The sequence below is a fragment of the Streptomyces enissocaesilis genome, from assembly GCF_039533765.1.
GTDB classification, from domain to species: Bacteria; Actinomycetota; Actinomycetes; order Streptomycetales; family Streptomycetaceae; genus Streptomyces; species Streptomyces enissocaesilis.
Genome location: NZ_BAAAUD010000039.1, coordinates 76,828 through 100,803 on the forward strand (window position 1 = coordinate 76,828; position 23,976 = coordinate 100,803).

The 23,976-nt window shown below is 72.2% G+C and carries 19 protein-coding genes and 1 riboswitch; of the genes, 5 read left to right on the top strand and 14 right to left on the bottom strand.

Going from position 1 to position 23,976, the window contains the following annotated elements; genetic code table 11:
- Positions 1–29: 29 nt before the first annotated feature.
- Entirely contained in the window at positions 30–2,558 is a 2,529-nt protein-coding gene (locus ABD374_RS18785) for an ABC transporter permease (protein ID WP_344496665.1), read from the top strand.
- A 90-nt stretch (positions 2,559–2,648) separates the two neighbouring features.
- On the opposite strand, the gene ABD374_RS18790 is transcribed toward ABD374_RS18785, so the two are convergent.
- From ABD374_RS18790 to ABD374_RS18830, 9 genes are all read right to left on the bottom strand, one after another.
- Complete coding sequence (locus ABD374_RS18790; RefSeq protein ID WP_344496667.1) at positions 2,649–3,959, bottom strand: class I SAM-dependent methyltransferase; 1,311 nt, start codon at positions 3,957–3,959, stop codon at positions 2,649–2,651.
- Between the two features lie 308 nt (positions 3,960–4,267).
- A complete protein-coding gene (locus ABD374_RS18795; RefSeq protein ID WP_344496669.1) occupies positions 4,268–5,662 on the bottom strand; it encodes an NAD(P)/FAD-dependent oxidoreductase in 1,395 nt (464 codons plus the stop codon).
- A gap of 470 nt (positions 5,663–6,132) precedes the next feature.
- Positions 6,133–7,074 carry a Ppx/GppA phosphatase family protein gene (locus ABD374_RS18800; RefSeq protein WP_344496671.1) on the bottom strand — a complete coding sequence of 314 codons (942 nt, stop codon included), beginning with the start codon at positions 7,072–7,074 and terminating at the stop codon, positions 6,133–6,135.
- Positions 7,071–7,619 carry a DUF501 domain-containing protein gene (locus ABD374_RS18805; protein WP_344496673.1) on the bottom strand — a complete coding sequence of 183 codons (549 nt, stop codon included), beginning with the start codon at positions 7,617–7,619 and terminating at the stop codon, positions 7,071–7,073. The genes ABD374_RS18800 and ABD374_RS18805 overlap by 4 nt, the downstream gene beginning before the upstream one ends.
- Positions 7,620–7,687: 68 nt before the next feature.
- Positions 7,688–8,164 carry an FtsB family cell division protein gene (locus tag ABD374_RS18810; protein ID WP_344496675.1) on the bottom strand — a complete coding sequence of 159 codons (477 nt, stop codon included), beginning with the start codon at positions 8,162–8,164 and terminating at the stop codon, positions 7,688–7,690.
- A 130-nt stretch (positions 8,165–8,294) separates the two neighbouring features.
- On the bottom strand, positions 8,295–9,581 hold the full coding sequence (gene eno / locus ABD374_RS18815) for a phosphopyruvate hydratase (RefSeq protein ID WP_344496677.1): 1,287 nt from the start codon (positions 9,579–9,581) through the stop codon (positions 8,295–8,297).
- A gap of 258 nt (positions 9,582–9,839) precedes the next feature.
- Entirely contained in the window at positions 9,840–10,562 is a 723-nt protein-coding gene (locus tag ABD374_RS18820; protein ID WP_344496679.1) for a transglycosylase family protein, read from the bottom strand.
- Between the two features lie 3 nt (positions 10,563–10,565).
- Positions 10,566–10,737, bottom strand: a riboswitch (cyclic di-AMP (ydaO/yuaA leader).
- Between the two features lie 267 nt (positions 10,738–11,004).
- Positions 11,005–12,006: a transglycosylase family protein gene (locus ABD374_RS18825; RefSeq protein ID WP_344496681.1), complete on the bottom strand. Its 1,002-nt coding sequence runs from the start codon at positions 12,004–12,006 to the stop codon at positions 11,005–11,007.
- Between the two features lie 113 nt (positions 12,007–12,119).
- Positions 12,120–13,391, bottom strand: a complete 1,272-nt coding sequence (locus ABD374_RS18830) for a cytochrome P450 family protein (RefSeq protein ID WP_344496683.1) — start codon at positions 13,389–13,391, stop codon at positions 12,120–12,122.
- 470 nt (positions 13,392–13,861) lie between these two features.
- Here ABD374_RS18830 and alr point away from each other — a divergent pair, with 470 nt between their 5' ends.
- Entirely contained in the window at positions 13,862–15,025 is a 1,164-nt protein-coding gene (alr, locus tag ABD374_RS18835; RefSeq protein ID WP_344496685.1) for an alanine racemase, read from the top strand.
- A gap of 119 nt (positions 15,026–15,144) precedes the next feature.
- Here the strand turns inward: alr and ABD374_RS18840 are convergent, their stop codons facing one another.
- The 4 genes from ABD374_RS18840 to ABD374_RS18855 all read right to left on the bottom strand — a co-directional run bounded on the left by ABD374_RS18840 (position 15,145) and on the right by ABD374_RS18855 (position 18,395).
- Positions 15,145–16,131, bottom strand: coding sequence for a nucleoside triphosphate pyrophosphohydrolase (locus ABD374_RS18840; RefSeq protein ID WP_344496687.1), 987 nt, complete (start codon positions 16,129–16,131; stop codon positions 15,145–15,147).
- Positions 16,132–16,255: 124 nt separating this feature from the next.
- Complete coding sequence (locus ABD374_RS18845; RefSeq protein WP_344496688.1) at positions 16,256–16,915, bottom strand: SurA N-terminal domain-containing protein; 660 nt, start codon at positions 16,913–16,915, stop codon at positions 16,256–16,258.
- A 71-nt stretch (positions 16,916–16,986) separates the two neighbouring features.
- Entirely contained in the window at positions 16,987–17,436 is a 450-nt protein-coding gene (locus ABD374_RS18850; protein WP_344496690.1) for a GtrA family protein, read from the bottom strand.
- Positions 17,433–18,395, bottom strand: a complete 963-nt coding sequence (locus ABD374_RS18855; protein WP_344496692.1) for a glycosyltransferase family 2 protein — start codon at positions 18,393–18,395, stop codon at positions 17,433–17,435. The genes ABD374_RS18850 and ABD374_RS18855 overlap by 4 nt, the downstream gene beginning before the upstream one ends.
- A gap of 222 nt (positions 18,396–18,617) precedes the next feature.
- Between ABD374_RS18855 and ABD374_RS18860 the strand changes: the two genes are divergently transcribed.
- Positions 18,618–21,242, top strand: a complete 2,625-nt coding sequence (locus tag ABD374_RS18860) for a YfhO family protein (protein WP_344496694.1) — start codon at positions 18,618–18,620, stop codon at positions 21,240–21,242.
- 61 nt (positions 21,243–21,303) lie between these two features.
- Positions 21,304–22,215 carry a class I SAM-dependent methyltransferase gene (locus tag ABD374_RS18865; RefSeq protein WP_344496696.1) on the top strand — a complete coding sequence of 304 codons (912 nt, stop codon included), beginning with the start codon at positions 21,304–21,306 and terminating at the stop codon, positions 22,213–22,215.
- A 572-nt stretch (positions 22,216–22,787) separates the two neighbouring features.
- Here ABD374_RS18865 and ABD374_RS18870 read toward each other — a convergent pair.
- Positions 22,788–23,537 carry an HNH endonuclease family protein gene (locus ABD374_RS18870; protein WP_344496698.1) on the bottom strand — a complete coding sequence of 250 codons (750 nt, stop codon included), beginning with the start codon at positions 23,535–23,537 and terminating at the stop codon, positions 22,788–22,790.
- A 28-nt stretch (positions 23,538–23,565) separates the two neighbouring features.
- On the opposite strand from ABD374_RS18870, the gene ABD374_RS18875 reads away from it, so the two are divergent.
- On the top strand, positions 23,566–23,931 hold the full coding sequence (locus tag ABD374_RS18875) for a GDSL-type esterase/lipase family protein (protein WP_344496700.1): 366 nt from the start codon (positions 23,566–23,568) through the stop codon (positions 23,929–23,931).
- Positions 23,932–23,976: the final 45 nt, after the last annotated feature.

Genomic DNA, 23,976 nt, shown 5'->3' on the forward strand with positions numbered 1-23,976 from the left:
CCCCCTCCATCCTCAGGACTGACAGAAACATGTTCCGTACCGCCCTGCGCAATGTGCTCGCGCACAAGGCCAGGCTGCTGATGACCGTGCTCGCCGTCATGCTCGGCGTGGCCTTCGTGTCCGGCACCCTGGTCTTCACCGACACCCTCTCCCACGCCTTCAGGAACCAGTCCGCGAAGAGCTACGACAACGTCGCCGTAGCGGTCACCACCTACCCGGACCGCGAGAACGGCGAGAAGGAGCAGGGCATAGACGCCCGGACCCTGGAGAAGATCCGGGGCCTGGACGGCGTCGCCTCCGCCACCGGGCGCGTCTCCGGCTTCGCCGGTGTCGCCGACCCCGGCGGCAAGCTGATCGGCAACGGCTGGTCCAACACCGGGGCGAACTTCGCGCCCGGCGACGACGGCAAGGACGCCGCGTACGACTTCACCGACGGCTCCGGCCCCGCGAAGGCCGGCGAGGTCGCCCTCGACAGGGCCACGGCCGACAAGGGCGCGTACAAGACCGGTGACACCGTGCGGGTCGCGACCAACGGCCCGGTGCGGGAGTACACCCTCTCCGGTGTCTTCACCACCGAGGACGGCCAGGTCAACGCCGGCGGCTCGCTGGTGCTCTTCGACACGCCCGTCGCGCAGAAGCTCTACCTGACGCCCGGCCGCTTCGAGGACGTCACCGTCACCGCCGCCGCCGGCGCGTCCGAGCAGCGGCTGCTCGACGCGGTGGAGCCGCTGCTGCCCGAGGGCGCCGAGGCCCAGACCGGCAAGGAGCTCGCCGACGACCAGGCCAAGATGATCGAGGACAGCCTGAGCGCGCTCAACCAGGTGCTGCTCGCCTTCGCCGCGATCGCGCTCTTCGTCGGCATCTTCCTGATCTCCAACACCTTCACCATGCTCGTCGCCCAGCGCACCAGGGAACTGGCGCTGATGCGGGCCGTCGGCGCCTCCCGCCGCCAGGTCAAGCGCTCGGTGCTGCTGGAAGCTCTGGTGGTCGGCGCGCTCGCCTCGGTCGTCGGCTTCGTCCTCGGGCTGGGGCTCGCGACGGGGCTGCGCTCCGCGATGTCCGCCTTCGGCGCGAAGACCCCGGCCGGTCCGCTGATCGTCTCCCCCACCGCCGTCGCCGCCGCGTTCGCGGTGGGCGTGCTGGTCACGATGCTCGCCGCCTGGCTGCCCGCCCGCCGGGCCGCCAAGATCCCGCCGGTCGCGGCGATGAGCAGCGTGCACGCCGTCGCCACCACCAAGTCGCTGGTCGTACGCAACTCCGTCGGCGGCGCGATCACGCTGCTGGGCGCGGCCGGCATCCTCGGCGGCGCGGCGGCCGGCGAGGACGGCCGGATGCTCATCGGGGCCGGTGCCTTCCTCGCGCTGATCGGGATCATCGTGCTGATCCCGCTGCTGTCGCGGCCGGTGATCGCGCTCGTACGGCCGCTGATCGGCAAGCTCTTCGGGGTGTCGGGCACGCTGGCCGGGCAGAACGCGGTGCGCAATCCGCGGCGTACCGGAGCCACCGCGTCCGCGCTGGCCATCGGTCTCACCCTGGTGACCGGGCTCTCCGTGCTCGGCGTCACCATGGGCCGGGCCGTGGACAAGATGACCACGGACAACATCAAGGCCGACTACATGTTCTCCATGGCCAACGGGGGTTCGCTGGACGCCTCGGCGCTCGGTGCCCTGGAGAGGACGCCCGGCGTTTCGGCCCTCTCCCCGCAGACGGCCGCCGACCTCGAGCTGAAGGGCACCTGGGCCGCGGCCTCCGGTGTCGTCCCCGGCGACATCGAGCGGGTCATCGACGTCGCGCCGGTCTCCGGCTCGCTGGACTCGCTCGCCGAGGGCGGGATCGCGGTCGCCGAGGAGACCGCGAAGAGCCGCGGCCTCAAGGTCGGCGACAGCGTGCCGGTGGAGTTCGCGGACGGTGAGAAGCAGAAGCTGACGGTCGGCGCGACGTACAAGGGCAACGAGTTCCTCTCGCCGGTGCTGATCGACCAGGAGATCGTGGCCGAGCACGAGGCCAAGCCGTACATCCGGGAGATCTGGGTGAAGACGGACGGCGGCGCGAGCGCGGCGAACGAGAAGGCGCTCGTGGACGCGCTGGGCCAGAACCCCGCGATCAACGTGATGGACCGGCAGGACATCCGCAACCAGTTCGGCGGCATGATCAACCAGATGCTGAACATCATGTACGGGCTGCTGGGCATGGCCCTGCTGATCGCGGTGCTCGGTGTCATCAACACCCTGGCGATGTCCGTCTTCGAGCGTCAGCAGGAGATCGGCATGCTGCGGGCGATCGGCCTCGACCGCGGCAAGGTCAAGACCATGATCCGGCTGGAGGCCGTGGTCATCTCGCTCTTCGGCGCGGTGATCGGCATCGGCCTCGGCACCTTCCTGGGCTGGGCCGTCGGCCAGACGGTCAAGGACTCGGTGCCGGGTTACGCGCTGGTCCTGCCGTGGGACCGGTTCGGCGTCTTCCTGCTGCTGGCCGCGGTGGTCGGCGTACTGGCCGCGATGTGGCCGGCCCGCAGCGCCGCGCGGCTGAACATGCTCGCCGCGATCAAGGCGGAGTAGGCGGAGTACGCGGCCGCGCGGGCGGCGGTACCGCGCACACGGTGAAGGGCCGGTCCCGGGCGGGGCCGGCCCTTCACCGTGCGCCGGCCGTCAACCGGCCGCCGGGTTCCACGTCCGGGCGCGCAGCGGCATGCCCGAGGCGCCGCCCTCCCCGGGCCGTACGGCGAGGACCTGGTTCACGCCGATCCTGTTGTGCTCGAAGGAGAGCGCGGAGGCCGCCATGTAGAGCCGCCAGACGCGGGCCCGCCCCTCGGAGGTCGCCCGTACGGCCGCCGCCCAGTCCGCCTCCAGGTTGGCGACCCACTGGCGCAGCGTCAGGGCGTAGTGCTCACGGATCGACTCGACGTCGCGGACCTCGAACCCCGCCTCCTCCAGCGTCCCCACGGTCCGGCCGATGGGCGCCAGCTCACCGTCCGGGAAGACGTACGCGTCGATGAACTCGTCCACGTGGTACACCTCTTCGTCGGGCTCGGGGCGCCGCGCGATCTGGTGGTTGAGCAGCCGGCCGCCGGGCTTCAGCAGGGCGAACAGGTCCTCGGCGTACTCCCGGTAGCGGACCGAGCCGACGTGCTCGGCCATCCCGATCGACGAGATCGCGTCGTACGGGCCGTCCCTGACGTCCCGGTAGTCCTGCACCCGGATCTCGACGCGGTCGGTCAGGCCCTCGTCGGCGATGCGCTTGCGGGCGTACGCCGCCTGCTCCTTGGAGAGCGTGATGCCGGTGACCCGGGCGCCGTACTCGCGCGCCGCGTGGATGGCCATCGAGCCCCAGCCGCAGCCCACGTCCAGCAGCCGCGTCCCTTCCCCGATCGCCAGCTTGCGGCTGATCAGGTCGAGCTTGGCGTACTGGGCCTCTTCGAGGGTCCGCCCCCCGGCGGAATCGTCGAAGTACGCGCACGAGTAGACCATCGAGGGGCCGAGCACCAGCCCGTAGAAGTCGTTGCCCACGTCGTAGTGGTGGCTGATCGCTTCCTTGTCGCGGCGCCTGGTGTGCAGCGGCCCCGTGCGGCGTCTGACCTCTTCGGCGGGCGGGGGCGGTGGCGGCCAGGGGCCCGCGAGGGCGATCAGGCCCCGGGCGGCGGCGCGCAGGCGGGGGTCGCGCACGGCGTGGACGGCGGACTTGGCCTCGGCGCCGCGCTCCCAGAGCAGTCCGGCGATGCGGTCGAGGGTCTCGTACAGGTCGTCCGGGATGTCGATCTCACCGGCCACCCAGGCGCGGGCCAGGCCGAGTTCGCCGGGTTTCCACAACAGGCGACGCAGCGCGCGGCGGCTGTGGACGACGAGGACCGGGGCACCGGAAGGGCCGGATTCACTTCCGTCCCAGGCCCGGATGCGGATCGGCAGGGGAGACCCGAGGAGTTCCTCGGCGAGCGTGGTCAGACGCAGGGCGGCGTCGGCCATGGTGCACACCTCCGTGACGGTGGAGCCCGGATTGTTCGGCGACGTTCTTCCCTCAATAACGCCGCTGCGCACCCCGCCGCATCATGGTCCCGGGTAAGGGATCGGCAAAGCGGATGGCCTCTACATGCTCCGCGTGTACGAACGTCGTAAGCCGGTACGCCGAAGGGGCCGCCCGCACCACGGATGGCGGGCGGCCCCTTCGGGCTGCGCTGTACTGACTGACTGACTACCCGACTGGCCGGCTGCCCGGCTGCCTGCGGACCGGCCGCAGCTCGGCCCACCGCAGCTTCACCGGGGCTGCCGGTGCGTCAGGACGCCTTGGCCTTCTGGCCGCCGGCGGGCACGCCCGCCTGGGCGGCCGGAGCCGGGGCCGGCTTGGCGGCCTCGTAGAACTCCTCGCGCGGAGTCTCCATGGCGCCGAGCGAGACGACCTCGCGCTTGAGGAACATCGCGAGGGTCCAGTCGGCGACGACGCGGATCTTGCGGTTCCAGGTGGGCACGGCCAGACCGTGGTAGCCACGGTGCATGTACCAGGCGAGACGGCCCTTGAGCTTGATCTTCATCTTGCCCATGACGATCATCGCGACGCCCTTGTGCAGGCCGAGACCGGCGACCGCACCCTTGTTGGCGTGGCTGTAGTCCTTCTGCGGGAAGCCGCGCATCCCGGAGATGACGTTGTCGCCGAGGACCTTGGCCTGGCGCAGCGCGTGCTGGGCGTTCGGCGGGCACCAGGCGTTCTCGACGCCGGCCTTGCGGGCGGCGATGTCCGGGACCTGGGCGTTGTCGCCGGCGGCCCAGATGTAGTCGGTGCCCTGCACCTGGAGCTTCTCGGACGTGTCCACGTGACCGCGCGGGCCGAGCGGCAGGCCGTAGCGGGCCAGCGCCGGGTTCGGCTTCACGCCGGCGGTCCAGACGATGGTGCTGGAGTCGACCTCCAGGCCGTTGTTCAGCACCACGTGGCCGTCCACGCAGGAGTCCATGCCGGTCTTGAGGTAGACCTCGATGCCGCGGCCCTCGAGGTGCTCCTTGCCCCACTTGCCGAGCTCGGGCCCGACCTCGGGGAGGATCTTGTCGGCCACGTCGACCAGCAGGAAGCGCATGTCCTCGCGCTTGACGTTGGTGTAGTACTTGGCCGCGTCGCGGGCCATGTCCTCCACCTCGCCGATGGTCTCGGCGCCGGCGAAGCCGCCACCCACGAAGACGAAGGTCAGCGCCTTGCGGCGGACGTCCTCGTCGGTCGTGGAGTCGGCCTTGTCCAGCTGTTCCAGGACGTGGTTGCGGAGGCCGATGGCCTCCTCCACGCCCTTCATGCCGATGCCCTGCTCGGCCAGGCCGGGGATCGGGAAGGTGCGGGAAACCGCGCCGAGGGCGACGACCAGGTAGTCGAAGGGCAGCTCGTAGGCCTCGCCGACGAGCGGCGCGACCGTGGCGACCTTGCGGTCCTGATCGATGGTGGTGACCCGACCGGTGAGCACCTCGGCCTTGGGCAGGACGCGTCGCAGGGGTACGACGACGTGCCTCGGCGAGATGCTGCCGGCGGCGGCTTCGGGGAGGAAGGGCTGGTACGTCATGTACGAGCGCGGGTCGACGACCGTGACGGTCGCTTCCGCGTAACGCATCTTCTTGAGGATGCGTCGAGCTGCGTACAGGCCTACGTACCCACCGCCTACTACGAGGATCCTGGGACGCTCCGTGGTGCTCATGCCATCGAGTATCCACCCCTCCGAGGGGGGTGGCTCGTGAGCCCCTTCACAAGCATCCGGGGCACCTCTGCTACACTCCGCCGCCCACGTGACACAGGTCATGGTGCGACAGGGGAACCACGGCCTGTGACGGGACGTTGAAAACCCCTCGTGAGCTTGTGGTTCGCGCCTTTTCGGGGGCTGTACCACCGGTCCGTTTCACCTCGGCGCAACGCGCCCGGAACCGTCCGAAATGCGAGTGGCGCACCCGAGTTGGGCGGCGGACGGGGCCCCGGACCCCCGATCGGGGGCCGCCTGCCCCCAATTCCTTGTGAAGAACTTCACGAAGTTCGTCGGCGGGGGGCCTCCGCGATGTCCGCGGCGGGCCCGGGAAGGCGCCGGGGAGAGGCCGGGGAGGCCCCGAGGGGGCCTGCGGGGCTCCTCCCGGAGCGCCTCTCCGGGAGGGGTCGTCGACCAGGCCAGGGCCCGGCTCAGGCGATGGACCAGCCGATCCCGTCGAGGATGTCGTGCTCGCTGACCACGACCTCCCGGGCCCCGGTCCGCTCCATGATCTCCAGCAGTACGAGCGCGCCGGCCGCGATGACGTCCACCCGGCCCGGGTGCATGACGGGGATCGCGGCCCGCTCCTCGTGCGTCGAGGAGAGCAGCCGGCCGGTGATCTCCGCGACCCGCTCGTACGGGATGCGGGAGTGGTGGATCGCTGCCGAGTCGTACGTCTCGAGGCCCAGCGCGATCCCGGCCACGGTCGTCACCGAACCCGCGAGCCCGACGAGGGTGTGCGCCTCGCGCAGCGGCACCGTCTCCTCGGCGAGGTCGAGCGCGGCGCGGATGTCGGCGCGGATCGCGGCGGTCTGCCCGGGGGTGGGCGGGTCGGTGACGGCGCCGTCCCGTACCAGGTGGCGCTCGGTCATCCGTACGCAGCCGATGTCGACGGAGCGGGCCGCCCGCACCCGGTCGTCGCCGGTGACGAACTCCGTGGAGCCGCCGCCGATGTCCACGACGAGGTAGGGGCCGGCCAGGTCCTCGCGGCCGGTCAGCTCCTTGGTCGCGCCGGTGAAGGAGAACTCGGCCTCCTGGTCACCGGTGATCACCTCGGGCTCCACGCCCAGGATGTCGTGGACGCCGCGCACGAAGTCCTCGCGGTTCCCGGCGTCGCGGGAGGCCGAGGTGGCGACGAACCTGACCTTCTCGGCACCGTGCGCCGCGATGGCCTCGGCGTATTCGCGGCAGGCGGCGAAGGTGCGCTCCAGCGCCTCGGGGGCCAGGCGCCCGGTGCGGTCGACGTCCTGGCCGAGCCGCACGATCCGCATCCGGCGGTCGACGTCGGTCAGCTCGCCCGTGGCGGGGTCGGCGTCGGCGACGAGCAGGCGGATGGAGTTCGTACCGCAGTCGATGGCGGCCACCCGGGTCACTTGGCGTCCTCCTGGCCGGTGTCGCCCTCGGCGCACGGCGTCACACACGGGCCCTTGGCCCACCACTCGGGCAGCAGCGCGAGCGCCTCGTCGCCGAACGGGTTCACCCCGGGGCCGGCCGCCAGCGCGTGGCCGACCAGGACGTGCAGGCACTTCACGCGGTCCGGCATGCCGCCGGCGCTCGGGAAGCCCTGGAGCACCTCGATCGCGTCGCGGCGCCGGATGTAGTCCTCGTGGGCGGCGCGGTAGGCGGCGGCCAGCTCGGGGTCCTCGGCGAGGCGGTCCTGCATCTCCTTCATCAGGCCGGAGCCCTCCAGAGTGCCGATCGCCCCGGCCGCGCGCGGGCAGGTCAGGTAGTACAGCGTCGGGAACGGCGTGCCGTCCTCCAGACGCGGGGCCGTCTCGACCACGTCCGGCTGTCCGCACGGGCAGCGGTGCGCGATGGCGCGCAGTCCGCGCGGGGGGCGGCCCAGCTGCAGCTTGAACGCGGCGATGTCCGCCTCGGTGGGCTCGGTGCGCGGGGTGGTCGGGGGTGCGGCGTCCATGCGTGCGTTCGTGCCTTCGTGTGTGTCGTGACTGCTGATGACTGGCTTGCTGCGCTGCTGACCGACGGTCACCCGGCCGGGCGGTCGGCCTGGTCGACACCGTCCCAGAGGTTGGTGTACCAGGGGCGGCCGGTGCCCGCCCGGTCGTCGCGGCGCTTGTCGCGGGCGCCGGGGTCGACGACGGTGAAGCCCGTCTCCCCCGGCCGTACGAGGTGGAGGTGCTCGCGGGCGAGGCGCTCGATGTACGCGTCGTCCTTGAGCCGGGCCTTCTCGTCGCGGAGCTCCTCGACGCGCCGGCCCGCCTCCCGCATCTTGCGCTGCTGGTCGGCGATCTCGCCGCGCTGCGACACGTACTGACGCATCGGATAGGCGAGGGCCACGATCAGCGAGCACAGGACCAGGACGAGGAGCGCGGCCCGGCCGGTGAGCCGGGAGCGGCGGGCCTGACGGCGGGTCTGCGAGCGGTAGACGCGGGCGGCGGTCTGCTCGCCGAGCACCCGCAGCCTGGTCGCGGTGGAGAACCGGTCCCGGTCCTTCCCGGCCATGTCTCCCGCCTCCCCTGCCGTTACGCACGTACGTCCCCGGACACGGTACGGGACCGCGGCCGGGGACGTACGTACGACTGGCTGTGCTGTTACGCCGCGGCTGTTACGGCGTGGCCGGTGCGCCTCGCGGTCACGCCTTGAAGCGCGGGAAGGCGGAGCGGCCGGCGTACACCGCCGCGTCGTCGAGGATCTCCTCGATGCGCAGCAGCTGGTTGTACTTGGCGACGCGCTCGGAGCGGGCCGGGGCGCCGGTCTTGATCTGGCCGCAGTTGGTGGCGACGGCGAGGTCGGCGATGGTGACGTCCTCGGTCTCGCCGGAGCGGTGCGACATCATGCACTTGAAGCCGTTGCGCTGCGCGAGCTCGACGGCGTCCAGGGTCTCGGTCAGCGAACCGATCTGGTTGACCTTCACGAGCAGCGAGTTGGCGGCGCCTTCCTCGATGCCGCGCGCCAGGCGCTCCGGGTTGGTGACGAAGAGGTCGTCGCCGACGATCTGGACCTTGGTGCCCAGCTTGTCGGTGAGGACCTTCCAGCCGGCCCAGTCGTCCTCGAAGAGCGGGTCCTCGATGGAGACGAGCGGGTACGCCGCCACGAGCTCCTCGTAGTACTCCGTCATCTCGGCGGCCGAGCGGGACTTGCCCTCGAACTCGTAACTGCCGTCCTTGTAGAACTCGGAGGCGGCGACGTCGAGCGCGAGCGCGATCTGCTCACCGGGGACGTAACCGGCCTGCTTGATCGCCTCCAGGATGAGGTCGAGCGCGGCGCGGTTGGAGTCCAGGTTCGGGGCGAAGCCGCCCTCGTCGCCGAGGCCGGTGGAGAGGCCCTTGGACTTCAGGACGGACTTGAGGGTGTGGTAGACCTCCGTGCCCCAGCGCAGGGCCTCGGAGAACGACTCGGCGCCGATCGGCGCGATCATGAACTCCTGGATGTCGACGTTGGAGTCGGCGTGCGACCCACCGTTGAGGATGTTCATCATCGGAACGGGCAGCAGGTGCGCGTTCGGGCCGCCGAGGTAGCGGAAGAGGGGGAGGTCGGACGCCTCGGAGGCGGCGTGCGCGACGGCGAGGGAGACGCCGAGGATGGCGTTGGCGCCGAGGGAGCCCTTGTTCTCGGTGGCGTCCAGGTCGAACATGGCCTGGTCGATCAGGCGCTGCTCGGTGGCGTCGTAGCCGACGAGCTCCGGGCCGATCTGCTCGATGACGGCGAGGACGGCCTTCTCGACACCCTTGCCCTGGTAGCGGTTCGGGTCACCGTCGCGAAGCTCAATGGCCTCGAACGCTCCGGTGGAGGCACCGGACGGAACAGCAGCACGACCGGTGCTGCCGTCGTCGAGGCCGACCTCGACCTCGACCGTGGGATTGCCTCGGGAGTCCAGGATTTCCCGGGCTACGACGACGTCGATGGACGGCACGAGCATCTCCTTCTGGGATGTGACGCTAGGGATGCAGGGTCACTTTGGCCTTGCGACAAGAGCCTAACCGGCTCGGGGGCATCGATCGGCCGTTCGCCCGCCCGCTGGGACAAGAAGAGGCACGAATCCCCGCAATAGCGGACGTAACTCTTGGATGTGCGGGAGGGCGTTCCGGACTACTGATCGGTAAGGGGAAAGGGGAAACCCCGGCCCGGCGCGCACGGGGGAAGCGCGCCGGACCGGGGTGTTCCGGGGGGAAGCGGGTCAGCCGAGGTGCAGCTGCTGGCCCACGTAGATGACATCGGCGTCGTCGACGATGTCCTTGTTCAGCTCGTAGAGCTTCGCCCAGCCGCCCTTGACCTTCTTCGCCTCGGCGATCTTGCCGAGCGTGTCGCCGGACTTGACCTCGTACTCGCCGTCACCCTTCTCGATGGTCTTCGGGGCGGCGGGCTTCGCGGTCTCGGCCTTCGGCGCGGAGCGGACCTCGCTGCGCGAGGCGGGCTGCTCGGCGGCGCGCGGGGCGGCCTGCTCCTGCGTCTGCTGCGGCTGGGGCGCGGCCTTCTGCTGCTGCGGCTGCGAGGAGCCGGAGGTGTCGACACCCGGGTCGACGCCGTCGTTGGTCAGGCCGCCGGCACCGGCGCAGGCCCAGGCGCCCGGGCCCTGCATGTCGAGGAGCTTCTCGGCGGTGGCTATCTGCTGGGCCTTGGACGCCTTGTCGGCGGTGGGGGCGTACTGCGTGCCGCCGGCGGCGGCCCAGCTGGACGCGGAGAACTGCAGGCCACCGTAGTAACCGTTGCCCGTGTTGATGGACCAGTTGCCGCCGGACTCGCACTGGGCGACAGCGTCCCAGGTCTCGACGGAGGCGGCGGAGGCCGACGTCGCGCCCATCAGCGGGACGGCGACAGCGGCGCCGGTGATGCCGGCGAACGCGGCGATGCGGGTGACCTTGGACGGACGACGGTGCTTGGCCTTGCCGGAAAACAGCATGCGACATCTCCTCACCGACGCCTACGAGGTGAGCTGTCGGGTTCGGGCCAATGAGTGCCCGGCCGCGCGACCTGCGTCGCGCGCCTTAACCCCAAGCCGGTTCCGTCCGTCTTCCGACGTCCGGTGCCCGGCGCCTACCTGGGTCCCCCGCTCCTGCCTACGGCGCTTTACGCGTCGGTTCCCCCCGGCCGCCGGCAGGATTCGGCGTGACGGTCGACGGGGCCCGCGGTGGCGAGCGGTTCGACCGTAAACACATGAGCCCGCGATGTTCAAAGAGGAGCATCACGGAAATATCGCCCATTCGCGCCCCCGCCCGATCTCCATCCGCGCAGGTCAGGGGCGAATCTGACGGTCCGTTCGGGCCGACCGTGTGAAGTGAGGCAAAGAGACCCATGTCTCACTGCCCCCAATGGGGACATACCGGCCCGAACTGCCCCTGATTTCAGTCCAGATCGAGGCTTTGGCCAGGGACGATGAGGTCCGGATCGGACCCGACGGCCTTCTCGTTCGCGGCGTAGAGCGCCGGCCAGCCGCCGCGCACGTCGTGCGCGTCGGCGATGGCCCAGAGGTTGTCGCCGGTGCGGACGGTGTAACCCTGGTCCGCGTCCTCGCCCTTGCCCTCGCCGGCGTCCGCCTCCCGCTCCCGCCCCTGGGCGCCGGACGTGCCGACCGCGTCGCGTGTCGGCCCGTCACCTCGCGAGGCATGGCGGCCCGATTCGCGATCTATGACCGAATCGCCGGATAGGGCGCCCGCGTCCTCCCGGGCCTTCACGCCGCGGTGCTTGCCCTGGGGAGCGTCCTTCCCGGAGGCGGCCCCAGCGGCCTCACGGGCGGGCGCGCCGGACGTCTCGGCGGCGTCGTCGGTCTCGGCCTCCGCGGAGTCGGCGGCGCCGGCCGGCGGGGTCGCCGCCGGCCCGGCGGACTTCCCGGCGCCGGCCGCCTTCTTGCCCGAGGACGCCTTCGGGGCCGTAGTGCTCTCCGGCGCCTCGGCCGACGCGTCGGCCTTCGAGCCGGCCTTCGGCGCGGCTTCCGGCTCAGCGGTCGCACCGCCGCCCGGCGCGGCGTCCTCACCCTCCGTCAGGCCCGAGATGAGCGCGCAGCTCGGCCACGCCTGCGGCCCCTGTCCCGCCAGTACCTTCTCGGCCACCTGGATCTGCTGGGAGCGGCTGGCGAGGTCGGCGCGCGGCGCGTACGCCGTACCGCCGAAGCGCTGCCAGAGTTCCGGCGAGAACTGGAGTCCGCCGTAGTAGCCGTTGCCGAGGTCGGCGCTCCACATGCCGCCGCTCTCACAGTCGGCCACCCGGTCCCAGGTCGTGGCTTCGGCAGCGTTCGCGCCGGTCGCGCCGAGCAGCGGGATGGCGATGGCCGATCCGGCGACTCCTGCCGCGACGACGAGAGCTGGAGCCTGACGGGGGCGGCGGTGTCTACCGTTCCCGGAGCGCATGCGGTGGCCTTTCGAGTGACGGCTGAGGTTGACGGTGAACGTAGCCGCACTCGAACGTCTGTCACAAGTCGATACAGCGGAGATCACATGAAGGTCTCGCTCGTGACGCGCCGTCACTTCCGTTCTGCCCCGAACTGCACGGGCAAGGTGCGCAATCCGCGCATGATGAGGCCGCCGCGCCACCGCAGATCGTCGGGTTCTGCCGCAAGCCGCAGATCGGGGAGGCGTCGCAGCAGCGTCGCGATCGCCGTCTGCCCCTCCAGCCGGGCCAGCGGCGCACCGAGGCAGTAGTGGATGCCGTGCCCGTACCCGAGGTGCTGGTTGTCGCGGCGTGAGAGGTCGAGCGTGTCCGGGTCGTCGAAGCGTGCGGGGTCCCGGTCGGCCGCGGCGAGGACGACGAGCACGGGGTCGCCCGCCCCGATGTCCCGGCCGCCCAGGGTCAGCGCCTCGGTGGCGTACCGCCAGGTCGCCAGCTCCACCGGGCCGTCGTACCGCAGGAGCTCCTCGACACCCGTGGCGAGCAGCTCCGTGTCCCCCTCGCCGAGTGCGCGCTGGAGGCGCTCGCGCTGCTCCGGGTTGCGCAGGAGCGCGTACACGCCGTTGCCGATGAGGTTGACCGTCGTCTCGAAGCCCGCGAAGAGCAGGATGAAGGCCATCGCGGCGGCCTCGTTCTCGGTGAGGTGCTCGCCGTGGTCGCTGGCGCGGATGAGGCCCGAGATGAGGTCGTCGCCCGGCTCCTCCCGCTTGCGGTGGATGAGCTCGGCGAGGTAGTCGCGCATCTTCTTCACCGACCGGGCGACGCCGCCGCGCGGCCCGCCGCCGTGGCGGATCATCATGCCGGCCCAGTCGCGGAAGTCGTCCTGGTCCTCGCGCGGTACGCCGAGCAGGTCGCAGATCGCGTAGATGGGGAGCGGGAACGCGAAGTCGTGGATGAGGTCGGCCTCCCCCTTCTCCAGGAAGGCGTCGATCAGCCGGTCCGTCAGCTCCTGTACGCGCGGAGCGAACTCGGCCACCGTCCGGGGGGTGAACGCCTTCGACACCAGGCGGCGCAGCCGCGTGTGGTCCGGCGGGTCGATGTTCAGCAGGTGCGTCATCAGGTCGGCCTTGCGCTCGCCCGGAATGCCGGTCCTGCCCTTGGCGTGCGCGGAGCCGCTGTGGTGGGCCGGGTCCTTGGAGAGCCGCTGGTCCGCGAGGGCCTGGCGCGCGTCGGCGTACCGCGTCACCAGCCATGCCTCGACCCCGCTGGGCAGCGTCGTCCGGTGGACGGGCGAGTGCTCGCGCAGCCAGGCGTAGGCCGGGTAGGGATCGGTGGCGAACTCCCAGGTGAAGAGTTCGGGCGCGGGGCCCTCGGACGCGGGTTCGGGGGTGTTCTGGTGGTGCGGCACGCCGTCGACCGTATCCCTTCGTCCTCAGCCACCGGAGCGCCGAGCGGGTCCGGCCCCTGTCCGTCCCGTGCGCCGGCGGCCCACCTGGGCGCGGAAGGGGAGCAGGATGCTGTCCGGGTCCGTTCCGAGGCGCGGCGGGGGCGAGGGGCACATCACCCGCAAGGGCCGTCGCACCGTCTGCCGACGGCCCGGGAACCGCCGGCCGGACCCGTACAACCAGCCTGTGCCGTCAGCCAGTTCTCCGGCGCGGCCAGTTCTTTTACTCTGCTGCGGCAGCCTCTACACTGCCGTCGGCTCCATGGGCCGCGCCGGCGTGGAGCCCGGTGACGCGAAGAAGCCGTGGAGCGTGCCGAAGAAGAACGACAAGGTATACGTGTGGGGGCGGCGGCCCGGTACCTGAGCGCGCCCCAGGGATCGTGGGGGGCGGTGCCCCAGGACTGTCGGCGGCCCCTGAGGGGACTGGGGACGCGATGAGTGAGACAGCTGCTGCGCCGACCGCTGCCGTGCGCGCACGCGCCGAGATCGATCTGGACGCCCTGCGCGCCAATGTGCGGGTCCTGGGCGCCCGGGCCCGGGGCGCCGCCGTGATGGCCGTCGTCAAGTCCGACGGGTACGGCCACGGCGCGGTGCCGTGCGCCCGTGAGGCCCTCGCCGCGGGCGCGAGCTGGCTCGGCACGACCACGGCCGAGGAGGCTCTCGAACTGCGCGCGGCCGGGCTCTCCGGCCGCATCCTGTGCTGGCTGTGGGTGCCGGGCGGGCCCTGGCGGCAGGCGATCGAGGCCGACATCGACGTCTCGCTGGGCGGCATGTGGGCCCTGCGGGAGGTCGTCGAGGCCGCCCGGGCGGCGGGACGCCCCGCGCGCGTGCACCTCAAGGCCGACACCGGGCTCGGCCGCGTCGGCTGCCTGCCCGGCGAGGACTGGGCCGCACTCGTCGCGGCGGCGCTGCGCGCGGAGGCCGAGGGGCTGGTCCGGATCGCCGGGCTGTTCTCGCACTTCGCGTGCGCCGACGTGCCGGGGCACCCGTCCATCGCCGCCCAGCTCGCCCTCTTCCGGGAGATGACGGCGTACGCCGAGGAGCAGGGCGTACGGCCCGAGGTGCGGCACATCGCCAACTCGGCGGCCACCCTCACCCTGCCCGAGACCCACTTCGACATGGTCCGCGCGGGCATCGCCATGTACGGCGTCTCGGCCAGCCCGGACCTGGGCGCCCCGGAGGACTTCGGGCTGCGCCCGGTGATGTCGTTCAGCGCCGCGCTGGCCCTCGTCAAGCGCGTCCCCGGCGGCCACGGGGTCAGCTACGGCCATCACTACGTCACCCCCGGCGAGACCACCCTCGGCCTGATGCCGGTCGGCTACGCGGACGGCGTCCCGCGGCACGCCTCGGGCAGCAGCCCGGTGCTGGTCGACGGCAAGTTGCGGACGATCGCCGGGCGGGTCGCCATGGACATGTTCGTGGTGGACCTGGGCGGCGACGAGCCCCCGGTGGGCAGCGAGGCCGTGCTGTTCGGGCCCGGCGACCGGGGGGAGTCCACCGCCCAGGACTGGGCACAGGCCAGCTCCACGATCGCGTACGAGATCGTCACGCGCGTCGGTACGCGCGTTCCCCGCGTCTATCTGAACGCGTCCGTATGAGCGGGGCCGTGTGAGCGCCATCAGGTGAACGGGCAGGAAGCCGGGCGCCCCGTCAGGACGCCGGGCGCCCCGTTCCGCGGCGGCACCCGCCCAGGCGGACTGCGGTACCCGGAAACGGCCTAGTCGGTGTGGCCCTCCGCCGACCGGATCGCGTCGCGGTAGGTGCGGGCCGCGGCGCGCAGCGCGGCTTCGGGGTCGACGCCGGACGCCTCCGCCCGTACCGCCATGGCCAGCAGTTCGTAGCCGATGCCCTCGCCCGCCGGGAGCGGTACGTCGAGGTGGGCGCCGCGTACGCGCGAGGAGAGTTTCGCGGCGAGTGCCAGGCCGGGCTGGCCGAGGGGGACGCCGTCCGTGACCGAGTCGCGCTGCTTCTCGACCGCCTTCGTACGCAGCCAGTGCGCCTTGACGTCTTCGGGGGTCTCGGCGGTCTCGTCGCCGAAGACGTGCGGGTGGCGGTGGACGAGCTTGTCGACGATCGTGCCGGCGACGTCGTCGATCGAGAAGGGCTCGTCCTCGGCCTCCTGGGCGATGCGCGCGTGGAAGACGACCTGGAGGAGTACGTCGCCGAGCTCCTCGCGGAGTTCGTCGCGGTCGCCGTCCTCGATCGCCTCGACGAGTTCGTACGCCTCCTCGATGCCGTACTTCGCGAGGCCCTTGTGGGTCTGGCGCGAGGACCACGGGCATGCGAGGCGGATGCGGTCCATGACCTGGACCAGGTCGAGGAGGCGGGCGCCCGGCAGGTCGTACGAGCCGGGCAGCAGCTCCAGGTCGGGCATCTGGACCCTGCCGGACCCGGCCAGCCCGGCCAGGCCGTCGGTCAGGGCCCGGTCTCCCTCGCCGGACGGCACGACGACCACGGTGCGGTCGCCCCCGCACGCGTCGAGCAGCTCCTGGGCGGTCGGGGCCGCGTGCTCCACGGTGACGCCCGCCTCGCGCAGGTACGGCAGCTGCGGGTGGTCCGCGTCGGCGCACACCACCAGGTCGGCGTCGCGCAGCGTCTGCCAGGCGGGCCAGGAGAGGAGTCCTGGAGCAACCCGGTGGCTGGCGGTGAGGAGGACGATACGGCCGGGGGCGGCGGGCGCGGGGGCGGATGCTTCGCTGGTCACCCCTCGAACGTACCCCGGCGGTGTGACGGCCCGGGAGCGGCCCCGGACCAGGGGGCGGCCCCGGGGTCCGCCGGTCGGGCGCGGGACCGCCGGTCGGGCGCGGGGCCGCCGGTCGGGCGCGGGGCTAGGCGCCCGCCGGCTGCGCCTCGGGGGCGGTCGCCTCCTGGGTGACCTGGGTGATCCACGGAGCCTTGTAGTCGCCGAGCTCCATCTTCTGGTCGTCCCACGTGCCGTAACGCGGGTTGACGTCGATGTCGAGCTTCTTCGACGCGGCGACGAACGCCTCGTTCACCTTCTGCTGGCCCTCGGGGGTGTTCGTCGCGCCGATCCTCTCGGCGAGCTTGCCGACCAGGACGTCCCTGCGGACGGCGTCGTCGATCTGGTCGGGGGCGACGCCGCGCTGCTGGAGGTACATCGCGGCGAGCTGCTCCTCGCCGCCGGCCTGCCCGGCCGCCTCCCCCCGCGCGGTCTGGATCTCCTTGCGGCTCACGCGCGCACCGGCGTCGTCCGCGGCCCGCTCCACGATCCGGTCCACGATGAGGTCGTAGAGCTTGGCGCGCCCGAGCTGCCCGGTCGCGCCGACGAGCTGGGCGGACTGCGGCGAGGACTGCTGGGCCCGGCGTACGTCCTCGACCTGCGACTGGAGGGCGGAGACCTCGATACGACCGCCGCCCACGACGGCCGCGGCCCCTGGATGCGCCTCGTTTCCGCAGGCGGCGAGGGACGGCGCCGCGACCAGGAGCGCGGTGGAGAGGGAGAGCGCGGTGCGACGGCGGCGGTGCAAAGGGTGCCTCCCGGCGGTGATCGTGCGGCATGGCGGCGAAAGTGCGACGAACGACCTTGCGGTGATCGATGTTAGGCAGTCGGAGTGGTCCGGGCCACTGATTCGCCCAACGATTCGTTCGTGTTCGTGGATGCGCCGCCCCGGGAATTCCGGGAGGGGCCGCCGAGCATGATCGTGCGGGAGACGACGAAGGTGATGGGGATCGCGGCGGACGCGGCGATCAGCGGGGCGTACGTGCTGGGGAGATGCAGGACGTCCACGAGGAGGTAGACGCCGCTGGTCGTGATGACGAAGTTGGCGGCGTTGGTGAGCGGGAAGAGCAGGAACGTCCGCCAGGTGGGGCGCGTGTTGTAGGTGAAGCGGCAGTTGAGGAAGAAGGACCCGGTCATGCTGATGACGGCGGCCAGGACGTGCGCGGCGATGTACGGCAGCCACGGCAGGAGCAGCAGGTAACAGGCGTAGTACGTCCCGGTGTTGACCACACCCACCAGGGCGAACCTGACCAGCTGGCGACGGATCATCGGTGGACGAGCTCCCGGCTGCGGGGGTGGGCGGGCGCCGTCTCCACATTCGTGTCCTTCACCAGGAAGTGCGGGCGGCGCTTCACCTCGTAATAGATGCGGCCGACGTATTCGCCGACGACGCCGATCATCAGCATCTGGACCCCGGCGAGCGCGGTGACGGCGACGAGCAGCGTCACGTAGCCGGGGGTTTCCACTCCGTTCACGAGGGTGACACCGACGATCCACGCCGAATACGCCATGGCGACGGTGAGCAGCAGCAGGCCGAGATAGAGCGCGGCCCGCAGTGGCTTGTCGTTGAAGGAGAGCAGACCGTCGAGTCCGTAGTTGAGCAGTTTCGAGAAGGTCCATTTCGAGCGGCCCTCCTCGCGCACGGCGTTCTCGTACTCGAAGGTGACGGTGCTGAATCCGACCCAGGCGAAAAGGCCTTTGGAGAAGCGGTTGTACTCGGTGAGTCCGAGCACGGCGTCGACGCTGCGGCGCGACAGCATGCGGAAGTCACCGACGCCGTCGACGAGCTCGACGTCGACCAGGCGGTTGATGATCCGGTAGTACGCACGAGCGGTAAGCGTACGCGTGACCCTGTCGCCCTTCCTCGTGCGGCGGGCGACGACCTGGTCGAAGCCCTGCTCGTGCAGCGCCACCATGCGGCGGACCAGCTCGGGCGGGTGCTGGAGGTCGGCGTCCATGATGACGACGGCCTCGCCCGAGGCGTTGCGCAGGCCGGCCAGCATCGCCGCCTCCTTGCCGAAGTTCCGGCTGAAGGAGACATAGCGCGTGCGCGGATCGGATTCCGCGATCTCCCGGAGGACGGCGAGCGTGCGGTCCTTGCTTCCGTCGTCGACGTAGACCAGCTCGACGGGGTGGCCGAGGCTGCCGAGTTCTTCCGTCACGCGCTCGTGGAAGCGGCGGATGATCTCCTCTTCGTTGAAGCACGGAACGACAAGTGAGATGAGCACGGCTCTCCCGGTGTTTTCGCACAGGTGAAGCGGGCGAAGTCGGATGTTCAGCGAAGAACAGCCCCCGGACGTGGCGGAGTCCGACTCTTCACGTGACGTTCCGGCAACCAAGAGGTGAACTCGCCGCTTTCTGCGGGAATTTGACCGTTCCCGATGTCATGGAGATCTCTTTTTCCGTCACATGCTGGCTTGTTCGCCGACGGGCGCAGTAGAAGGATCATCATGTCGATTACGGAAGCGGCCAGAGGCCGCGCGGCGGCGCTGTCCGCGCTGATCACGGTGGCGGCGGTGTGCGCCGGTGACGTGCTCGCCCGCTCCTTCCCCTTCGGGCCGCGCACGCGCAGCGTCAATGACCTCGGCAACCAGTTCGTGCCGTACCACACCCGCCTGTGGGACCTGCTGCACGGGCGCGCGGACGGCGGGGTGCTGGTCAACTGGCAGTCCGGGTACGGCACGAGCTTCCTGCCCGACATCGGCACGTACCTCGGCAGCCCCTTCGCGCCCCTCGTCGGGCTCTTCCCGCGCGACGAGATCGACCTCGCCGTCTACCTGATCACCCTGTTGAAGATGGCCGCGGCGGCGGCCGCGATGACCGTGCTGCTGCTCGCCCTGCGCGGGGGCGGGGACCGGTGGTGGGCCGCGGGGGTGCTCGGTTCGTCGTACGCGCTGTGCGGGTGGGCGGTCACCGAGGCCGTCTACAACCCGATGTGGATGGACGGGCTCGTCGCGTTCCCGCTGCTGTGCCTGGTGGGCGAGTGGGCGCGCGCGGGGCGCCGGCGCGTCCTGGGGCCGCTGGTCGTGGCCCTCGCCTGGACCGCGAACTTCTACACGGCGTACATGGCGACGCTCGGGGCCGGACTCGTCCTGCTGCTGCGGCTGCTGACCGACGCCGCCGCCGCGCCCGTGCGGGAGCGGCTGCGCGTCCTGCTGCGCGCCGCCCTCACCACCCTTCTCGGCACAGGTCTGGCGGCGCCCGTGCTGGCCGTCGTCCTCCTCGGGTCGACCCACGCGTACCCGGGCTGGACGCGGGAGTTCGAGCCCGCCGGCTGGGGCGATGTGCTCGCCCGCGCGCTCCCGGCGACGTACAGCTTCTTCACGCCCGCCGTCTTCCTCGGCACCGGCGCGCTGCTGCTCGCCGCCACGCTGCTCCTGAACCGGGCGGTGCCGGGGCGCGAGAGGTGGGCGTGGACGCTGCTCTCGGCCGTGGTGGCGGTGTCGGTGCAGTGGGGACCGACGCACCTGGTGTGGCACGTCTTCGCGACGCCGAACGGCAGCCCGTACCGGCAGACGTTCGTCCTGGCCGGGATCCTGGTGATGGCGGCCTGGGTGTCGCTCTCGTACGGCTGGCCGGGGCGGCGGGCGCTGCTCGGCGGGGTGGGCGTGGTCGCGGTCGTGGCCCTGGGCGCGGCGACCAGTCCGCGGATCACCTCCTGGACGTATCCGCTCACCGTGGCCGGGGTGGCGGCGACGGTGGGCGCGGTCGTGCTGGCACGGCGCGCGGAGCAGTGGGCCCGTCCGGCGGGCGGGGGCCGGGGGGCCGGGCGGGGGCCGGTGCGGGGCGCGGGACGGAGTCCGGAAAAGGGCACGGGGCCGGGCGCGGGGCGGGGGCCGGCCTACGGGCGGGTGCTCGCGGTGGCCGCCGCGCTGCTGCTGGCCGGCGCGCAGGTGGCGCAGGCCGCCGTGACCACCGCGCACGCCGACCGGCGGCGGCTGGCACACCTCGACGACTACGCGCCCTGGGGCGACCGGCAGCGGGCCCAGGCGGACGCGGTGGCGGACGCCGACGGGTGGCCCGCCCACCGGACCGAACCCGGGCGCGAACAGACCACCGCCAACGACCCGTTGGCCGTGGGCGGCCAGGGCGCGGCGTACTACAGCAGCCACACGCCCGACGTCCTCACCCGCACCCTCGCCGCGCTCGGCGCCGGCTGGACGTCCAACGGCCGCTCCGTCCAGAGCGTCGACAACCCGGTGACCGACGCGGTCTTCTCCGTCGGCGCGCGCGTGCGCATGCCGCGCGACCCGCACCAGGGCTGGTCGCGGCCCGACGACCGCGAGGTGAAGGTGGTCCGCGCCACCGTGCCGCGGCTGGTCACCGTGCGCCCGCCCGGCCCCGAGCCGCGCTTCGGCGCCTCCCCCTTCCGCAACCAGGAGAAGCTCCTCGGCTCCCGCGTCTACACCCTCCCGCCCACCGCGCTGCGCGGCGGGACCCTGACCGCCGTCTGCCCGGCCCGCAGCGAGGTCTTCCTCTGGGCCCCCGACTTCTTCGGTACGGCCCGGCTCGGACCCGGCGGTACGGAGACCGACCTGCGCGGCGGCCTGCCCGCGCGGCGCGCCGCGATGCAGCCGCTCGGCGCCGCCCCGGACGACGGCCGCGTCACGATCGCGCTGAAGGGCGACCGGGCCGGCGGGCTGCCGCGCGAGAGCGTCGGCTGCCTGGACCGGGGCCGGCTGGCCGCCGCCGTGGACGGCCTCAGGGCGGGCGGCGCGTCCTCGGTGCGCGTCACCGACAGCGGTGTACGGGCCGTCCTGCCGCCCGGCGCCGCCGGAACGGCCGTCTTCGCCATGCCCCGCATCGCCGGCTGGAGCTGCGGCACGGACGGCGCGAGGGCCCGGCCCGCCGGCTCCTACCTGGGCCTGGTCGCCGTACCCCTGGACGGCCGCTCCACGCCGGCCGCCGTGAGCTGCCGGTTCACTCCTCCCGGACTGCGGGCCGGAGGATTCGCGGGCGGGCTGTCGCTGCTCGTTCTCGTCGCGGCGGGCGTGCTCGGGCGCGTACGGGCCCGGCGCAGGAGCCACACGAAGACTTCATCCGAGGACCACCGGCTCGTGGCCCGCACGGCATGAGCCACGGCGTACGGTCGGCCGCCTGCCCCCACTCCCAGGACCGAAGCCGGAGGCGAACCCCGTGCCATCCCCGCTGAGCAACCGGCTGACGAGGTGGGCCCTCGGCCCCGTCGCCGCACTCGTCGACCAGCGCATCTCGCGTCACACCGCCGGGCTGCGCGACGAGATCTCCGAACTCCGGCGCAAACAGCACGGCGTCGGCATGCTGCTCGACCGCACCGGGCGCGGCCAGCACCGGATGCCGGCGCCCGAGCAGATCGACACGCTCGTGCGTGAGGTCCGCGCCGTGACGGACGCGGGTGAGCGCGCCCGCCGCAACGTCACCGTCGCCTACCGCAACGTGGTGGCCCTGGAGGCGCTGGGCGTCGGCCGGATGGCGGGCGGTACGTCCAACGTGTGCGGCAAGCTCGCCACCGTCCCGCTGCTCGCGCGGCCGGGGGGCAGGGACGGCGACGTACTCGAAGTGCTCGAAATCGGCACGCTGCACGGGTTGTTCGCGGCCGCCCTGATGCGCATGCTGCACCGCGCGGGCATCGAGGCGGCGCTGACGATCGTCGATCCGCTGACGGGCTCCCAGCTCCAGCCGGGGACCTCCGACTACGAGGAGCCGACGGGGACTCCGGTGCGCGAGGACGTCGTACGGGCCAACCTGGCGCTCGGCGGCGGCCGTCCCGGCACCGGGGCACGCATCCGGCAGGGCTTCTCCGGGGATCCGGAGGTCCGGGCGGAGGTCTCCGACCGGGAGTACGGAGTGATCGTCGTCGACGGCGACCACTCCTTCGACGGCGTCCTCGCCGACCTGGAGTGGGTGGAACTGATCGCCGCGCGGGACGGCGTCGTCGTGCTCGACGACTACGGCGACGGGCGCTGGCCCGGGGTCAAGGACGCGCTGGACCAGCACCTGGCGGGCGGTGACAGCCGGCTCACGATGGTGGGCCGGGTCGCGACCTCCGCCTTCCTGCGGGCGCGCTGACCCCGCGGGCGTTCCCGGTTCCAGCTCTCGGGCGCCCCGCAGCCGGGGCTGGTCACCCCGCTGGCCCTTGCGCAGGAGGTCGCTGAGCTCGTCGAGCTCGGCGCGGACCTGGTCCATGCGGTGGGGAGTCTGCTGGAGGTGGGACTGCTGGGGCTGTGCCTGGGGCTGGGGGATCGGAGCAGGTGCCGGGATCGGGGCCGGGTCGACCGCCGGGGTGCTCGCGTACGGGCCGGGGCAGCCGTACCGCGGCGGGGCGGCCTGCGGGACGTACGGGGGCCGCGGGGCCTGCGCATGCAGCGGGGCCTGGGCGACCTGCGGGGTGTACGGACCGTACGGGGCCCGCGGAAGGGTGGTCTCCCGGCCCGTGGCGGCGGGCCGCGCGTAGTGCTTGATGTCGAAGACCAGGAAGTGCACCGCGCTCGCCGCTCCGAGGAGCAGGACACAGGCCATGGCGATGTCGGTGGAGACGTGCCCCTCGGGCATCTCGCCGACGACGGCGAAGGCCGCGATCGCCGTCGGCAGGCTCAGCCAGGCGGGCACCCGGTCGACCGGGTGGCCGCCCCCTGCCCCTCTTACTCCCCGCACTGCGCGAGCATCGCGCTCTTGTCCGCCGCCGTCACCGGCATCTCGTACTTCAGAGCCACCTGCGCGAACCGCACCGCGTACGAGCAGCGGATCTGCTTGTTCGGCGGCAGCCAGGACGCCGGACCGGAGTCGCTCTTGGAACCGTTGGTGGGCCCGTCGACCGGGATGAGGTTGAGCGGGTCGTTGGCGAGCCGCTCGCGCTTGTCCTCGGACCACCGCGACCCGCCCATCTGCCAGCCGTAGGACAGCGGGACGACATGGTCGATCTGCACGGCGGTGGCCTTCTGCTTCCGCCATTCGACCGTGGTGCCGGTGTAGGGGTCGTCCAGTGTCATCGCCACGACCACGCAGTCGGAGCCGGAGCGGTACCGGAGGTCTTTCCCGTCCCTGGCCAGGAGGTCGTTGCGGGTGTCGCAACCGTTGCGCGCCAGTGGCACGCCGTCCGCCGTGTCCATCCAGGCGTAGCCGAACTCGTCGCGGTCGTAACCCGTCTTCGGCCCGCGGCCCCTGGTGGACACCTCGCCGATCAGCTGCCGGGCCGAGGCCCTGTCCGTCCCGGAGGCGACCGGGGCCAGGCCCGGCTCCGTACCGTCGGGGTTGCGCAGCGGATTCGTACCGCTGTCACCGGTCGCACGGCCCTGCCCGCCGTCGCTTTCCGCGTCGGGGACGCAGCCGGTGACGGCGAGGGCGGCGGCGAGCGCCGCGACGGGGAGGGCTGTCCTGAGCGTACGTATCACGGCATTCCGTCCTGACGGGTCCGGATCAATGCTCTCAGAATGCCACGAACCTAGACCTTGCCGATGCCCGGCGTGGTCTCCGAATGCAGCAGACCGGAGCTCGGCACCTCGGCCCAGAAGGATCCGCCAGGCGCACGCCAAGGGCATCAAGCTGATCGGCGCGACGCTGACACCCGTCGAGGGCTCGGCCCACTCCAGCGAGGCGAACGAGAAGAAGCGCGATGCGGTCAACCGCTGGATCCGTACGTCCGGTGAGTACGACGCGGTGGTCGCCCTGGCCGACCCCGCCGACCGGGACCGCATGCTCCCGGCCAACGACTCGGGCGACCACCTGCACCCGAGCGACGCCGGATACCGCGTGATGGCCGAGGCGCTCGACCTCGACGCGCTCTGACGGCCCCGCGGGCGGCCGCGCGACGGCCGTGCCCGCAACCCCGGG

Coding starts and splice junctions, on each gene's coding strand:
- ABD374_RS18805 (WP_344496673.1), bottom strand. CDS start 7,619: ATGGACGCCGCACCCCCGACCACCCCGCGCACCGAGCCCACCGAGGCG.
- ABD374_RS18860 (WP_344496694.1), top strand. CDS start 18,618: ATGTCGATTACGGAAGCGGCCAGAGGCCGCGCGGCGGCGCTGTCCGCG.
- ABD374_RS18850 (WP_344496690.1), bottom strand. CDS start 17,436: ATGATCCGTCGCCAGCTGGTCAGGTTCGCCCTGGTGGGTGTGGTCAAC.
- ABD374_RS18825 (WP_344496681.1), bottom strand. CDS start 12,006: ATGCGCTCCGGGAACGGTAGACACCGCCGCCCCCGTCAGGCTCCAGCT.
- ABD374_RS18820 (WP_344496679.1), bottom strand. CDS start 10,562: ATGCTGTTTTCCGGCAAGGCCAAGCACCGTCGTCCGTCCAAGGTCACC.
- ABD374_RS18875 (WP_344496700.1), top strand. CDS start 23,566: ATGCTCTCAGAATGCCACGAACCTAGACCTTGCCGATGCCCGGCGTGG.
- ABD374_RS18795 (WP_344496669.1), bottom strand. CDS start 5,662: ATGAGCACCACGGAGCGTCCCAGGATCCTCGTAGTAGGCGGTGGGTAC.
- eno (WP_344496677.1), bottom strand. CDS start 9,581: ATGCTCGTGCCGTCCATCGACGTCGTCGTAGCCCGGGAAATCCTGGAC.
- ABD374_RS18785 (WP_344496665.1), top strand. CDS start 30: ATGTTCCGTACCGCCCTGCGCAATGTGCTCGCGCACAAGGCCAGGCTG.
- ABD374_RS18810 (WP_344496675.1), bottom strand. CDS start 8,164: ATGGCCGGGAAGGACCGGGACCGGTTCTCCACCGCGACCAGGCTGCGG.
- alr (WP_344496685.1), top strand. CDS start 13,862: ATGAGTGAGACAGCTGCTGCGCCGACCGCTGCCGTGCGCGCACGCGCC.
- ABD374_RS18790 (WP_344496667.1), bottom strand. CDS start 3,959: ATGGCCGACGCCGCCCTGCGTCTGACCACGCTCGCCGAGGAACTCCTC.